The organism is Streptomyces albus subsp. albus, from assembly GCF_000725885.1.
Lineage (GTDB): Bacteria > Actinomycetota > Actinomycetes > Streptomycetales > Streptomycetaceae > Streptomyces > Streptomyces albus.
Genome location: NZ_JODR01000015.1, coordinates 72627 through 86229, shown reverse-complemented (window position 1 = coordinate 86229; position 13603 = coordinate 72627). Strand labels below are relative to the sequence as shown.

Genomic DNA, 13603 nt, shown 5'->3' with positions numbered 1-13603 from the left:
AGGAGGCAGCGTGAGTGCCGAGAGCGCCGCGACCGCGAGTGCAGCGACCGCCGAGAGCGAGGTCGTCGAGCTGTGCCGTGATCTGATCCGGATCGACACCAGCAACTACGGCAACAACGAGGGTCCCGGTGAGCGGAAGGCGGCCGAGTACGTCGCCGAGAAGCTGGCCGAGGTCGGCCTGGAACCGCAGATCATCGAGTCGCGGCCGGGCCGGGCCTCGACCGTGGCCCGGATCGCGGGGGAGGACCCCTCCCGTCCGGCCCTGCTCATCCACGGGCACACCGATGTCGTGCCGGCCAACGCCGACGACTGGAGGCACCACCCGTTCTCCGGCGAGATCGCCGACGGCTGCGTGTGGGGCCGGGGCGCCGTCGACATGAAGGACATGGACGCCATGACCCTCGCCGTCGTGCGCGACCGGATGCGTACGGGCCGCAAGCCGCCGCGGGACATCGTGCTGGCCTTCCTCGCCGACGAGGAGGCCGGCGGCGTCTACGGGGCACGGCACCTGGTGGACAACCACGCCGATCTCTTCGAGGGGGTCACCGAGGCCATCGGCGAGGTCGGCGGCTTCTCCTTCACGGTCAACGAGCAGCTGCGGCTGTATCTGGTCGAGACGGCCCAGAAGGGCATGCACTGGATGAAGCTGACCGTGGACGGCACGGCCGGGCACGGTTCCATGACCAACAACGACAACGCGATCACGGAGCTGTGCGAGGCCGTGGCGCGCCTGGGCCGCCACAAGTTCCCGGTCCGGGTGACCAAGACGGTCCGCTCCTTCCTGGACGAGCTGTCCGACGCGCTCGGCATCGAGCTCGACCCGGAGGACATGGAGGAGACCCTCGCCCGGCTCGGCGGCATCGCGAAGATCATCGGTGCCACCCTGCAGAACACGGCGGCGCCCACGCAGCTCGGCGCCGGCTACAAGGTCAACGTGATCCCCGGGCAGGCGACCGCGCACGTGGACGGCCGGTTCCTGCCGGGCCACGAGGAGGAGTTCCTCGCCGACCTCGACCGGCTGCTCGGCCCCCGCGTCAAGCGCGAGGACGTCCATGCCGACAAGGCGCTGGAGACGACGTTCGACGGGGCGCTGGTGGAGGCCATGCAGTCCTCGCTGCGTGCCGAGGACCCCATCGCCCGCGCGGTTCCGTACATGCTCTCCGGCGGTACCGACGCCAAGTCCTTCGACGATCTGGGCATCCGCTGCTTCGGCTTCGCGCCGCTGAAGCTGCCGCCGGAGCTGGACTTCGCAGGCATGTTCCACGGGGTGGACGAGCGGGTCCCGGTGGACGGACTCCAGTTCGGGGTCCGGGTGCTTGACCGGTTCCTGAGCCAGGCGTGAGGGAGGTCCGACGCTGCTTTTCCCCCTGGTGGGGGGCTGGGTGGTGCCGGTATTCGCTCAGGTGTGCGGCGATGACCGGGACGGGTGAATGATCTAGTCAGTTCGTAGCCTCATTGCTCCATCCTCGTTACAGGAGGTGCGGTCCCCGGCTGGGACCGTGTTTCCAACTAGGAGGAATAATGATCAAGAAGGTCATCGCCGCCGCGGCTGCCACCAGCGGTCTGGTACTGGCTGGTGCGGGTATGGCCGTCGCCGACTCCGGTGCGCAGGGGGCCGCCCTCAACTCCCCCGGTGTCGTTTCCGGCAACGTCGTCCAGGTCCCGGTCCACGTGCCGGTGAACGCCTGCGGCAACACCATCTCCGTGATCGGGCTGCTGAACCCGGCCTTCGGCAACACCTGCGTCAACAAGTGACGCGAAGCCTCACCCGACTCGCTCGGTGAGCAGCAGATCTGAGCGGCCCCGGAGCGCGCGCCACGCGCTCCGGGGCCCTCGGGTCTGGAGGGGGCGGGACGGCGCGCGCGGCGCGCCTCCCCCTGTGCGGTTCACATACAGCCACCACTAGGCAGGGGATTCCAACACCATGCGACAGGGCACCAGAAAGGGCCTGATCACCATGGCCGCCACGGGCGGCCTCCTCGCGCTGTCAGGGGGGACGGCGCTCGCGGACTCGGGCGCTCAGGGCAGCAGCGGGCACTCGCCGGGAGTGATTTCCGGCAACACGTTCCAGGCGCCGGTGAACGTCACGGTCAACATCTGCGGCAACACCGTGAGCGTTCTGGGGCTGCTCAACCCGGCGTCCGGCAACGGGTGTTCGACCGGCGCGCCGGCCGGCGGATCCGGCGCCCAGCACGACAGGCCCGGACAGCACGGGGGCCAGACCGGGCACTCCCCGCAGGGCGGTCGCGGCGACCAGGCCACGGGCGGCGGACACGGCGGCAGCGGTGCGCACGCCGACGGTTCCTCCCACGGCTCGCCCGGTGTCGTGTCCGGCAACGATGTCCAGGTGCCCGTCGACGTCCCGGTGAACGTCTGCGGCAACTCGGTGGACGTCGTCGGGGTGCTCAACCCCGCCCACGGCAACGACTGCGGCAACCCGTCCGCTCCCGCGCCGGAGAAGCCGGGGAAGCCTGGTGAGCCGGAGAAGCCGGGTAACCCTGGTGAGCCAGAGAAGCCGGGTAACCCTGGCGAACCCGAGAAGCCGGGCAACCCCGAGAACCCGGGCAATCCGGGGAAGCCGGAGAAGCCGGGGAGCCCGGAGGTGCCCGACAAGCCGGGTGAGCCCGGCGAGCCCGGTACGCCGGACCGGCCCGACGGCTCCACCGAGGTCCGTACCGCCTCGCACACCGAAGCCGCCCCGGCCCATACGGACCCGGCCGGCACCGGTGAGCTGGCACACACCGGTTCCGCCTCCCAGCTCGGGGTGGCCGTGCCGGTCAGCGTGGGGATGCTCGCCGGGGGCTACGTCCTCTACCGGCGCTCCCGCGTCGCCGCGCGCCGCTGACACCCGGCGGACGGCGCCGGAGCGCACGGGCAGCGTCTGATCCCGACGCGGGGAGACACGGCATCCGGATGCGGCGAAACGGGCCTGCCGCGCGCAGGCGACGCCGGAGAAGGACAGGCCGCACCTGATGAGGGAGACAACGGTTGCCGAGGGGCGCGGGTGACGCCCGAGGGTGACAACGGGTGATGCCCCAGGAGGCGACACCCGAGCAGGAACAGGGAGCGGGTCCCGATGACCGGGGCCCGCTCTCTCAGGTCCGGAACGTTCCGGATCTCACGGCTCTCACCATGTCGGGCGCAGTTGACGGATGATGCGGCGACGCAACCGCACCCGGCGGCTCCCGTCGGGATACAGCCGCATGCGGGCCAGCTCCCAGTGCCCGTACTCGGCGTGGTCGGTCAGTAGTTGGGTCGCGGCCTTGCGGGAGACCCCGCGCGGCACGTACACATCGCGAAACTCGTATTCCGGCATCCCCTCCATTGTGCGCCGGGAGCCTCTGTGCGGATAGCGTCTGCACTATGTCTGATGCTGCGCAGCCCACCGCTGCCGACGTACGCGCCGCTGTCGAGGCGGTCAAAGCCGCGCTGGACCGGCACCTGGAGGCCGTCGAGCGCCGTGCGGGTGAGCGCGGCGAGACCACCGGGGAGCCGGACGCCGCCGCGCTCGACTCCGCCGTCTACGCCGCGTTCGACGAGCTCGCCGCCGCCGGAGAGAGCTATGACGAACTGTTGTACGAGGTCTACGACGAGGTGACGCCCTTCGAGATCCCCGGTGGTGACACCCTGCCCGCCTACGCGGGCCCCGAGACGCCCAGCGCGCTGAGCGTCCTCATCCGACGGGACTACACCATCGCCGAACCGCCCCGGCTGCTGGCCCAGGCCGAACGCGTCACGGAACTGGACCCGGAGTCGGCGGAGGACAGCCGGGTCGAGGGCACCTCGGCCGGCGGCAGCGTGCACGCCGCGCTGGGGGTGCTCTTCGGGGAGTACGAGCCCGACGAGATCGCCACCCGCCACCGGGAGTTCGGACTGGAGGAGGGCGACTCCACGCTGTGGGTCACCGCCGCCGAAGAACCCGCCGAACCGGGCGAGTGGCTGTCCGCGCCCTTCGACCAGGCCGACCCGGAGCGGGTGATCTGCCGCTTCGACGTCAGCTCCGTCTTCGACGAGGACGAGGAGGATCTCGTCGTCGAGGCCGGTGCCGGGCCCGGCGAACCCGACGAGGAGCCGGACGCCGAGTACACCGAGTACGGCGACTACCCGGACGAGGACGAAGCGGAGGACGGCCCCCCGCCGGGTACCCCCCGCCGCTGAACCGCCACCCGCCCGGCCCCTGCCCGTTCCGGACGGGCAGGGGCCGGGCGCGGCTTTCCGCCTCCGTCCCCGCCTCTCGGCCGTCCGCGCCCCTTTTTCCGTGCCCCGTGAGTGCGGCGCCGGTCACGCCGTCCCGGGCAGCTCAGGCCGTCCGAGGGCTGTTCACGCCGTCCCGGTGCCGGTCGCGCCTCCCGGGCGGTGCCCGCCCTCACTGTCGGCCTGGCCGGGCGGGTGGTGCCGCTCACGTCGGCCTGGTGGGCGCCGACGGCCCGTGCCGGCCCGGCATGCGCCACCAGCTTCTGTCAGCCCGGCATACGGTGTCGTCCCCGTCGGTCCGGCGGACGGGCGTCGCCCGGCTGTGGGCGCGGGACCGCAAACCCCGGCCGCCCCCGGACCGTGCCAGTCGGGCACAGATCCGGGAGCGGGCCCGGACGCCGCCCGGCCCGTGCCGGAACGGCCGGGCCCGCGTGCCGTGGCGCCGCGCGCTCCTCGTCCTCGTTCTCCCTCTCGTTCTCGTCTTCGTCCTTCTCCGCCGCGTCCCGGAGGTCTCTTCCAGCCGAAAACAGGCGCTCCCGGCCGTCCGCCGCCCTCTCAGGGAGTCGGGGCCTCCGGGGTGTCGGGGGCCGGGGCCGCGGCGCGGGTGGACTCGGTCAGCAGGGTGCGCAGGCGGGTGACGCGTGCCCGGCCCGGGGACTCGGCGACCGCGCGGGGCAGGGCGTCGCCCGCGCCGTGGACGACGGACAGATGGTGTGCGGCCCGGCCGAAGGCGGTGTAGACCCACTGCCGGGTGAGGGCCGCGGTGGCGTCGCCCGGCAGCACCACGACGGCGGCGTTCCAGCGCAGCCCGGCCGCCTGGTGGGCGGTCACCGCCCAGCCGTGCCGCACCGTCTCGGGCACCCGGTCCGGCGGCACGGTGATCCGGCGGTCCGCGCAGGACAGGTGCAGCCCCGTCTCGTCGGCGGAGGCGACCGTGCCGACGCTGGTGCGGCCGGGGGCGGGGGAGTGGGCGACGCGGTCGCCCGGGTCGAAGCCCGCGAACCGGCCGGGGCCGGGGTTGAGGCGTTCCTTGAGGGCGGCGTTCAGCGCCCGGGTGCCGGCCGAGCCGCCGTGTCCCACGGTGATGACCTGGGTCTCCTCGGCGGGGATGCCGAGGGCGCGGGGCACCGAGTCGGCGACGAGCTGCACCGTGCGGTGCACGGCTTCCCGCGCGTCGGTCACCGGGACGATGACGACTTCCTTGGCCGGCGCCTCGACCTGGTTGAGCTCGCCGACGCCGATGCCGGAGACCAGCTCGCCGACCGGGCCCGGGTCCGGCGTACGGGAGACGACGTGCGGGCAGCAGCGGGCCGCGACGAGGTCGCCGAAGACCTGGCCGGGGCCCGCCGCGCCGAGCACGCCGGGGTCGCCGCTGAGCACCAGCCGGGCTCCGTCCGGGAGGGATTCCACCAGGGCGGCTGCCGCCTCGGCGTCGAGCTGGGGCGCGTCGCAGACGGCGAGCAGGTCGACGGCGAGCGTCCCCTCGGCGTCGCGGCCGGGGCCGGCCGCGCCCGCCAGGACGTCCGCGACCGTGGCGCACGGGGTGTCCGGCCCGGACTGCTCCTCCCCGTCCGGGGCGCTCTCCGCCTGGGGAGTGTCGTCGGGATCGGTGGTGGCGGCCTCGGTGAGCCGGGCCATCCGCTCCCGGCCGTCGTCGGTGTGGGTGAGCGCCCAGGCCCGCAGTCCGGCGGCGCGGGCGGCGGTGACGAGAGCGGCGACCTCGGCGCGGGCGGCCTCGCCGCCGGCGTGGGTGACCAGCCCGCTGCCGGCCGCGGCCCGGATGAGTTCCCCGGCGGAGGGCGAGGGCGCCGCGGGGGCCGCGGCGGCGAACTCCTCGGGGCCGGCCGACGGGTCGAAGGTGGTCAGAAGCCGGGCCAGCCCGTCGGCGAGGCTCTCCTCGGCGAGTGCGTACCGGTCCAGCCCGAACAGGACCCGCACGGGGCGTTCGGTCTCCTCGTCGGGCTCTTCCGTCTCCGGCCGGGCGGCGCCGGCGGTGGCCGGTCCGGCGTCCAGCGTGTCCTCGAAGGCGAGCACGGCGCCGGCGTCCACGGCCTCGCGCACGGCGTCGTCGGGGTCGGGCACGCTGTGCCGGGCCAGTCCCTCGGCCAGCGCGGCCGGCTCGGCGACGGTGTCGCCCCGCAGCGCGGCCCGCTCCAGCAGGTGGACGACGAGGGCGACGGTGCGGCGCGGGTCGCCGGGGCCCGCCTCGTCGCCGAGCAGGGCCCGAGCGAAGCCGTCGGCCTGTTCGGGGCGCACCCCGGGTACGGCGAGCAGTTGCCAGGGGTCGTCCCGCAGCAGGCCGGCCGCGCCCTCCCCGAGGGTCTCGGTCACCGGCCGGCCGAGGGTCTCGGGTGCGCCGCCTTCGACGAGCAGGGCCCGCAGCTCTTCCGGCACCGTCACGGGGCCGCCGCGCCCCGGGCCGGGGGCGGCCCCCGCCGGGGCGGGGGCGGCGGTGCGCTGCGGTGCCGCCTCGCGGTCGGCGGGCCGGGGCCGGCGGGCGGGCGGCGCGGGCTCGGTGAAGAAGGAGTCGGCGGAGCGTTCGCCGCTCTCCACCGCGCGGACGGCCGCGAGGAGTTCGGCTGTCCTGTCGTTGCTCACAGCTCGCTCCAGTCCTGGTCGGGGTAGCGGTGCACGGGTGCCGAGACGTCGTCCAGCGCCGCGCGGATTTCCTCAGGAAGACTAAGACCCTCCACTGACAGCGCTTCCGTGAGCTGCTGCGACGTCCGTGCTCCGACGATGGGCGCGACGACGCCCGGGCGGTCGCGCACCCAGGCGAGGGCCACCTGGAGCGGGGGCAGTGCGAGCCCGTCGGCCGCTATGGCGACGGCGTCCACGACCCGGCCGGCGGTCTCGTCCAGGTAGGGCTCGACGAACGGCGCGAGCCGTTCGGAGGCGCCGCGGGAGCCGGCCGGCGGGGGGCCGGGCTGCCGGTACTTGCCGGTGAGCACGCCCCGGCCCAGCGGTGAGGAGGGCAGCAGTCCGATGCCCAGGTCGCGGGCGGCGGGCAGCACCTCCCGTTCGACGCCGCGCTGGAGCAGCGAGTACTCCATCTGCGTACTGGCCAGCCGGTGCCGCACGCCGGGTGCGGCCAGCTGCCAGGTGCCGGCTTTGGCCAGCTGCCAGCCGGAGTAGTCGGCGACCCCCGCGTAGCGGGCGCGTCCGCTGTCGACGGCGGCATCGAGGGCCTGGAGGGTCTCCTCCAGGGGCGTGTACGGGTCCCAGGCGTGGACCTGCCACAGGTCGACGTGGTCGGTGCCGAGCCGTTCCAGCGAGGCGTCCAGTGCGGCGAGCAGATGGCCGCGTGAGCAGTCGAAGCGGCGGTCGGGGTCGGGGACGCTGCCCGATTTGGTGGCGATCACCAGGTCCCGGCGCGGCACCAGGTCGTGCAGCATGCGTCCCAGCAGGTATTCGGCCTCGCCGTCGCCGTACACGTCGGCCGTGTCCACGAGCGTGCCGCCGGCCTCCCAGAACGTCCTGAGCTGGTCGGCGGCGTTCTGGAAGTGCTGGTCGTGGGATTCGCGGGGGGTGCCGGTCCGCTGCCCGAAGCCGCCGGCTGATCGCTCGTCGCCGCCCCGCGCCCAACTGAGGGTGCCCAGTCCGATCCGGGATACGCGCAGGCCAGTGCGGCCGAGGTGCCTTAGCTCCATGGGCGTTGAGCGTAGTTGTGGCGGGCGCTAGAGTCCGAGGGGTCAGGGACATTACTGATCAGTAGGGAGTGGGTGCGGGATGGGGATGCGACTGGGCATCAACCTCGGCTACTGGGGTGCCGGGATGGATGCCGACAACCTCACCGTCGCGCGGGAGGCCGACCGGCTCGGGTACGCCGTGTGCTGGGCGGCCGAGGCGTACGGCTCGGACGCCGCGACCGTGCTGGCCTGGGTGGCGGCCCAGACCGAGCGCATCGACGTGGCCTCCGGGATCTTCCAGATCCCCGCCCGCACCCCGGCCATGACGGCCATGACGGCGGCCACGCTCGACTCGCTCTCCGGCGGCCGGTTCCGGCTCGGCCTCGGCGTCTCGGGCCCGCAGGTGTCCGAGGGCTGGTACGGGGTGAAGTTCGACAAGCCGCTGGCCCGCACCCGCGAGTACGTCGAGATCGTCCGCAAGGCCATGTCCCGGGAACGGCTGACCTACGAGGGCACCCACTGGACGCTGCCGCTGCCGGGCGGCCCCGGCAAGCCGATCAAGCTGACCGTGCATCCCGAGCGGGAGCGGATTCCGCTCTACATCGCGGCCATCGGCCCCAAGAACCTCCAGCAGACCGGTGAGATCGCCGACGGGGTGCTGCTGGTCTTCTTCTCGCCCGAGCACGCCGAGGAGACCACCCTGGGGCACCTGCGGTCCGGACGTGAGGCCGCCGGCCTGACGATGGACGGCTTCGATGTGTGCCCGACCGTCCCGATGGCCGTCGGCGACGACCTCGACGCGCTTGCCGGCCTCTTCCGGCCCTACACCGCGCTCTACGTCGGCGGCATGGGCAGCCGCAAGCAGAACTTCTACAACAAGCTGGCCCAGCGGATGGGCTACGAGAAGGAAGCCGCCGAGATCCAGGAGAAGTACCTGGCGGGCGACAAGGAGGGCGCGGCGGCGGCCGTGCCGCGCGAGCTGATCGACTCCACCACGCTGATCGGGCCCGTCGAGCGCATCGCCGACCGGATGCGCGCCTACGCGGACGCCGGGGTGACCACCCTGTCGCTGGCTCCGGCCGGGTTCACGCTGGAGGAGCGGCTCACCAGCCTGCGGGCCGGTGTCGAGGCGCTGGAGCGGGCGGGGCTCGCGGACTGATCCGCGCGCGGGGCGGGAGGCTGCCGGCGCCCCGCGCGGAACGTGTTCACGGCCGTGGTGGGGGCTCGGGGGTCTTCCCCGCCACGGCCGTCACGGGGCACAACGCGGCCCGGGCGGCGCGGTTACGCGGTCGGGCTCCCCGAAGGCCTTCGGCCGGCAGGGTTACGCCGGTGGCCAGCTTCGGCTCCTACGTTCGGCGGAGATCGGACGGGGCACTGTTGCCAGGTGGGACCTGCGGCATTTGACTCGTTGATTGCGGATGTCGTGCTTTGTGGGTTCTCGTGCACGGAGGTGGCAGTGAAGCTCTCGGCCAGGAGTCTGTTCCGGGAAATCCTCGACAACGACGAGTCCTATCGGCTCTTCTGTTCCATCGCCGCCAGCGGTGAGGCGCAGGGCGGGTGGGAGAACGGCCGGATCGCCGCCCTCGTCCCCGACAGCCAGCGCGACCTCGCGCCCAAGATCGCCCGGCACGGCGCCGACGAGGACAAGCACGGCCGCCTCTTCATGGCCCTGCTGAACAAACGGGGTCTGGAAGCGGTCCGGATCCCCGAGGACACCGACTACACGATGATTCTGGAGGGGCTGGGCATCGGCCTGGCCCACGAGAAGCTGCGCCGCGACGAACAGCTGACCGAGCGGGACGTGCTCGCCTATCTGGCCCACAGCAGGGTCACCGAGCAGCGGGCCGCCGAGGAGATGGCCCTGCTGAAGAAGGTGGCGGGCGACCACCCCGAGATCGGCCGCGCGGTCAAGATGATCTCCCGGGACGAGGACGCCCACCTCGCCTACTGCCACGAGGAACTGCTGCGCCTGGCCGGGGCCGGGCACGGCCGCACCATCCGCGCACTGCTGCGGGAGAGCGCGCTGGCCGAGATCAAGGTCTACCGGGACGTCAGCCTGGCCGTGATGGGACAGATGGCGCGGATCCTCGGCTGGTCCCGGGCCGCCTTCGGTCTCGTCGCGCTGGGCATCCACGGCCGGTACGTCTTCGAGCGGCTGGGCGGCTGGCGCCGGCTGGTCCGGCTGCGGATGCCCGAGCAGCGCGACGCGCTGGGCACGGGCAAAGCCGGACCGGCCCCCGAGTTCGCCTGACGTCCCGCGCCGCCGTGCCGCGCTCCCGGTCCGGCGGGGCGGCACGGCAGCCCGGGACGGTCAGAACCAGTCGCGCCGCTTGAAGACGCGGAAGAGCACCACGCAGACCGTCACCATCAGCAGCAGCGTCGCCGGATAGCCCCATGCCCAGTGCAGCTCCGGCATGTGGTCGAAGTTCATGCCGTACACCCCCGCGACCGCGGTCGGCACCGCGAACATCGCCGCCCACGCGGAGATCTTCCGCATGTCGTCGTTCTGCCGCACCCCCATCTGCGCCAGATAGGCCGACAGGATGTCCGACAGCAGCCGGTCGATGGACTCGACCTGCTCGTTCACCCGCGAGAGGTGGTCGGCCACGTCGCGGAAGAACAGCCGCGAGTCCCGGTGCACGAAGGGCAGCCCCGCACCGGTCAGCCGGGTGACCGGATCCGTCAGCGGCACCGTCGCCCGGCGGAACTCCAGGGCGCGGCGTTTGAAGTCGTAGATACGGCCCGCCGTGCCGCGCCCCAGCCGGCTCTCCCTGGCGAACACGGCGGCTTCCAGTTCGTCCAGGTCCGCGTGGAGCGCGGCGGCGACCGCGAGGTAGTGATCGACGACGGCGTCGCCGACCGCGTACATCACCGCCGTGGGCCCGTGCCGCAGTACGTCCGGGTCCTCCTCCAGGCGCCTGCGCACCGAGCCGAGCGGGTTGGCCTCGCCGTGCCGCACCGTCAGCACGAATGCGTCGCCCACGAACACCATCAGTTCGCCCGTGCTCAGCTCCTGGCGGTCCTCGTCGTACGCGACCGGTTTGAGCACCAGGAACAGCGAGCCCGGGTACACCTCCAGCTTCGGCCGCTGGTGGGCGTGCAAGGAGTCCTCCACGGCCAGCGGGTGCAGGCCGAAATCCCGGGTCACCCGGTCGAACTCGTCCGCCGTCGGCTCGTACAGGCCGATCCACAAGAAGGCGTCACCGGCGGCGCGGGCGCGTCGCAGCGCGGCCGGGAAGTCCTGCGGACGCTCCGCACGGTGCCCGTGCCGGTAGAGCGCGCAATCGACGATCACTTCTCGCATTGTCCCGCGCACCGGCTCCCGCACAACCGGAGGGGCGGCTGGGTGCGGGACCGCACGCGGGCGGCCCGTGGGGCACCTCGCTTAGGGTTGCGGCATGCCCACGCTGATTCTCGTACGCCACGGCAGATCGACCGCGAACTCGGACGGACTGCTGGCGGGCCGTACGCCCGGGGTCGCCCTGGACGAGCAGGGCCTGCGGCAGGCAGCCGGGCTGCCGCGGCGCCTGGCCGCCCTCCCGCTGGCCGCCGCCGTCAGCAGCCCGCTGCGCCGCTGCCAGGAGACCCTGGCACCGCTGGTCTCGGCCCGTCCCGGACTGCCGCTGCACACCGAGGAGCGCATCACCGAGTGCGACTACGGCGACTGGTCGGGCCGCAAGCTGGCCGAGCTCAACGACGAACCGCTGATGACCGCCGTCCAGTCGCACCCCTCCGCGGCGGCCTTCCCCGGGGGCGAGTCGATGCGCGGCATGCAGGCGCGCGCCGTCGAGGCCGTCCGCGACTGGAACGCCCGGATCGAGGCCGAGCACGGCTCCGACGCCGTCTACCTGATGTGCTCGCACGGTGACATCATCAAGTCGATCGTCGCGGACGCGCTCGGGATGCACCTCGACCTCTTCCAGCGCATATCGGTCGGTCCCTGCTCGGCCACGGCCATCAGATACACGCCGCTGCGGCCCTTCGTGCTGCGGCTCGGCGACACCGGCGAGCTGGACTCCCTCGCGCCGCCGGAACGCTCGGGCCAGGAGGGCGACACTGAAAAGGGGGAGCCCGGCAACGCGACGGTGGGGGGAAGCGCCTGAGCACGATGATCGGCACGCACAGTAAGGTGCGGGTGTCCGAAGCCACGTAACCGTCGACCCAACGGAGCAGAACGTGTCCCGTCAGGTATTTCTGTACGACCCGCCGGACCGGTTCGTCGCCGGCACCGTCGGGCTGCCTGGCCGCCGCACCTTCTACCTCCAGGCCAGTGGGGGAGGCCGCACCACCAGCGTGGCCCTGGAGAAGGCACAGGTCGAGGCGCTCGCCGAGCGGATCGACGAGCTGCTGGACGAGGTGGTGCGCCGCTCCGGCGGCAGCGCGCCCGTGCCGGCCGTCGCTCCCACCGAGGTCGACGACACCGCGCCGCTGGAGTCCCCCGTCGAGGAGGAGTTCCGGGTCGGCACCATGGCCCTGGCCTGGGACGGCGAGGGCGAGCGCATGATCGTCGAGGCACAGGCCATCGTCGAGCTGGAGCCCGGCGAGGACGAGGACCTCGCCGACGCCGAGGAGCGGCTGCTCCAGGACGACGAGAACGGCCCCCCGATGCTCCGGGTGCGCATCAGCGGCACCATGGCGCGGGCCTTCGCCAAGCGCGCCATGGAGGTGGTCAACGCCGGCCGTCCCCCGTGCCCGCTGTGCAGCCTGCCGCTCGACCCCGAGGGGCACGTGTGCCCCCGCCAGAACGGATACCGCCGGGGCGAATGAACGGTATGACCCCCCGCGCGCCGGACCCGGCCGCCGATGCCACCCGTGACCTGCTGACGCGGGGCACGCTGACGGTCCGCGGCCGGATCACGGACGCCTCCAACGCCGTGCTGTTCGCCACGGTCGAGCACGAGGGCACGAGCCTGCCCTGTGTCTACAAGCCCGTGGCGGGGGAGCGGCCCATGTGGGACTTCCCCGACGGCAATCTGGCCCGGCGGGAGGTCGCCGCCTACGAGGTGTGCCGCGCCGCCGGCTGGGAGCTGATACCCGCCACCGTGCTGCGGGACGGTCCCTACGGGGAGGGCATGTGCCAGGCCTGGGTGGGGGAGCCGCCGGACGCCGACGACCCTGACGATCCCGCCGACCCCGACGGCGGTGACGACGCGCGCGAAGACGGGCCCGGACCCGGTGGCGCGGAGGACACCGGGGAGAGCCGGGAGCCCGGCGCGGGGGAGAGCGGCCGGGAGGAGCCCGCGCCGCTGCTGGCGCTGTTCGAGGGCGAGGAGCCGGGCGAGGGCTGGAAGGCCGTCGGGTTCGCGGACGTCGGCGGCGGCCGGACGGCGCTGCTGGTGCACGCCGACGACTCCCGGCTGCGGCGGCTCGCCGTCCTCGACGCGGTGATCAACAACGGTGACCGCAAGGGCGGTCATCTGCTGCCCCGTCCGGACGGCAGGCTGTACGCCATCGACCACGGCGTGACCTTCCACGTGGACGACAAGCTGCGCACCCTGCTGTGGGGCTGGGCCGGCGAGGAGCTGACCCAGGAGGCACTCACGGCGCTGCGCTCCCTCTCCGCGCAGCTCGCCGAGGGCGCCCCGCTGGCCGAACGGCTGGGACAGCTGCTGACCGGCGCCGAGGTGGAGGCCGCCCGCAAACGGGTGGAGGCCCTGCTCAGCTCCGGCCGGCATCCCCTGCCCGGCGGAGAGTGGCCCGCCATTCCCTGGCCCCCGGTCTGACCCCTTCGCGGCCGGTGCCCGGCACCGGCCGAGCACAAGCGGCGTGCATCCGGCCGGATA

At 73.3% G+C, this 13603-nt stretch carries 13 protein-coding genes; 9 read left to right on the top strand and 4 right to left on the bottom strand.

Annotated elements, in window-relative coordinates; genetic code table 11:
- Window positions 1-10: 10 nt before the first annotated feature.
- From IO40_RS0117855 to IO40_RS0117845, 3 genes are all read left to right on the top strand, one after another.
- Window positions 11-1342 (top strand): M20/M25/M40 family metallo-hydrolase, encoded by a 1332-nt coding sequence (locus IO40_RS0117855; RefSeq protein WP_031175725.1) that lies wholly within the window; start codon window positions 11-13, stop codon window positions 1340-1342.
- A 179-nt stretch (window positions 1343-1521) separates the two neighbouring features.
- On the top strand, window positions 1522-1755 hold the full coding sequence (gene chpH / locus IO40_RS0117850; RefSeq protein WP_016467884.1) for a chaplin ChpH: 234 nt from the start codon (window positions 1522-1524) through the stop codon (window positions 1753-1755).
- Window positions 1756-1924: 169 nt separating this feature from the next.
- Window positions 1925-2845: a chaplin gene (locus tag IO40_RS0117845; RefSeq protein WP_031175724.1), complete on the top strand. Its 921-nt coding sequence runs from the start codon at window positions 1925-1927 to the stop codon at window positions 2843-2845.
- Between the two features lie 282 nt (window positions 2846-3127).
- Here the strand turns inward: IO40_RS0117845 and IO40_RS0117840 are convergent, their stop codons facing one another.
- Window positions 3128-3316: a DUF5703 family protein gene (locus IO40_RS0117840; RefSeq protein ID WP_030408284.1), complete on the bottom strand. Its 189-nt coding sequence runs from the start codon at window positions 3314-3316 to the stop codon at window positions 3128-3130.
- Between the two features lie 47 nt (window positions 3317-3363).
- On the opposite strand from IO40_RS0117840, the gene IO40_RS0117835 reads away from it, so the two are divergent.
- Window positions 3364-4158 carry a hypothetical protein gene (locus IO40_RS0117835; RefSeq protein ID WP_016467881.1) on the top strand — a complete coding sequence of 265 codons (795 nt, stop codon included), beginning with the start codon at window positions 3364-3366 and terminating at the stop codon, window positions 4156-4158.
- A gap of 591 nt (window positions 4159-4749) precedes the next feature.
- Here IO40_RS0117835 and IO40_RS0117830 read toward each other — a convergent pair.
- Together IO40_RS0117830 and IO40_RS0117825 are read right to left on the bottom strand one after the other, a co-directional pair.
- On the bottom strand, window positions 4750-6792 hold the full coding sequence (locus IO40_RS0117830) for a helix-hairpin-helix domain-containing protein (RefSeq protein WP_016467880.1): 2043 nt from the start codon (window positions 6790-6792) through the stop codon (window positions 4750-4752).
- On the bottom strand, window positions 6789-7841 hold the full coding sequence (locus IO40_RS0117825; RefSeq protein ID WP_016467879.1) for an aldo/keto reductase: 1053 nt from the start codon (window positions 7839-7841) through the stop codon (window positions 6789-6791). Before IO40_RS0117825 ends, IO40_RS0117830 begins: the two co-directional genes overlap by 4 nt.
- A gap of 85 nt (window positions 7842-7926) precedes the next feature.
- Between IO40_RS0117825 and IO40_RS0117820 the strand changes: the two genes are divergently transcribed.
- Entirely contained in the window at window positions 7927-8979 is a 1053-nt protein-coding gene (locus IO40_RS0117820) for an LLM class F420-dependent oxidoreductase (protein ID WP_031030287.1), read from the top strand.
- Between the two features lie 297 nt (window positions 8980-9276).
- Window positions 9277-10071 (top strand): hypothetical protein, encoded by a 795-nt coding sequence (locus tag IO40_RS0117815; protein WP_016467877.1) that lies wholly within the window; start codon window positions 9277-9279, stop codon window positions 10069-10071.
- A gap of 60 nt (window positions 10072-10131) precedes the next feature.
- On the opposite strand, the gene corA is transcribed toward IO40_RS0117815, so the two are convergent.
- Complete coding sequence (gene corA, locus IO40_RS0117810; RefSeq protein ID WP_016467876.1) at window positions 10132-11124, bottom strand: magnesium/cobalt transporter CorA; 993 nt, start codon at window positions 11122-11124, stop codon at window positions 10132-10134.
- Between the two features lie 94 nt (window positions 11125-11218).
- On the opposite strand from corA, the gene IO40_RS0117805 reads away from it, so the two are divergent.
- The 3 genes from IO40_RS0117805 (at window position 11219) to IO40_RS0117795 (ending at window position 13543) form a co-directional block, all read left to right on the top strand.
- Complete coding sequence (locus IO40_RS0117805) at window positions 11219-11923, top strand: histidine phosphatase family protein (RefSeq protein WP_016467875.1); 705 nt, start codon at window positions 11219-11221, stop codon at window positions 11921-11923.
- 73 nt (window positions 11924-11996) lie between these two features.
- Complete coding sequence (locus IO40_RS0117800; protein ID WP_016467874.1) at window positions 11997-12587, top strand: DUF3090 domain-containing protein; 591 nt, start codon at window positions 11997-11999, stop codon at window positions 12585-12587.
- A 5-nt stretch (window positions 12588-12592) separates the two neighbouring features.
- A complete protein-coding gene (locus IO40_RS0117795) occupies window positions 12593-13543 on the top strand; it encodes an SCO1664 family protein (protein WP_033229043.1) in 951 nt (316 codons plus the stop codon).
- Window positions 13544-13603 lie beyond the last annotated feature (60 nt).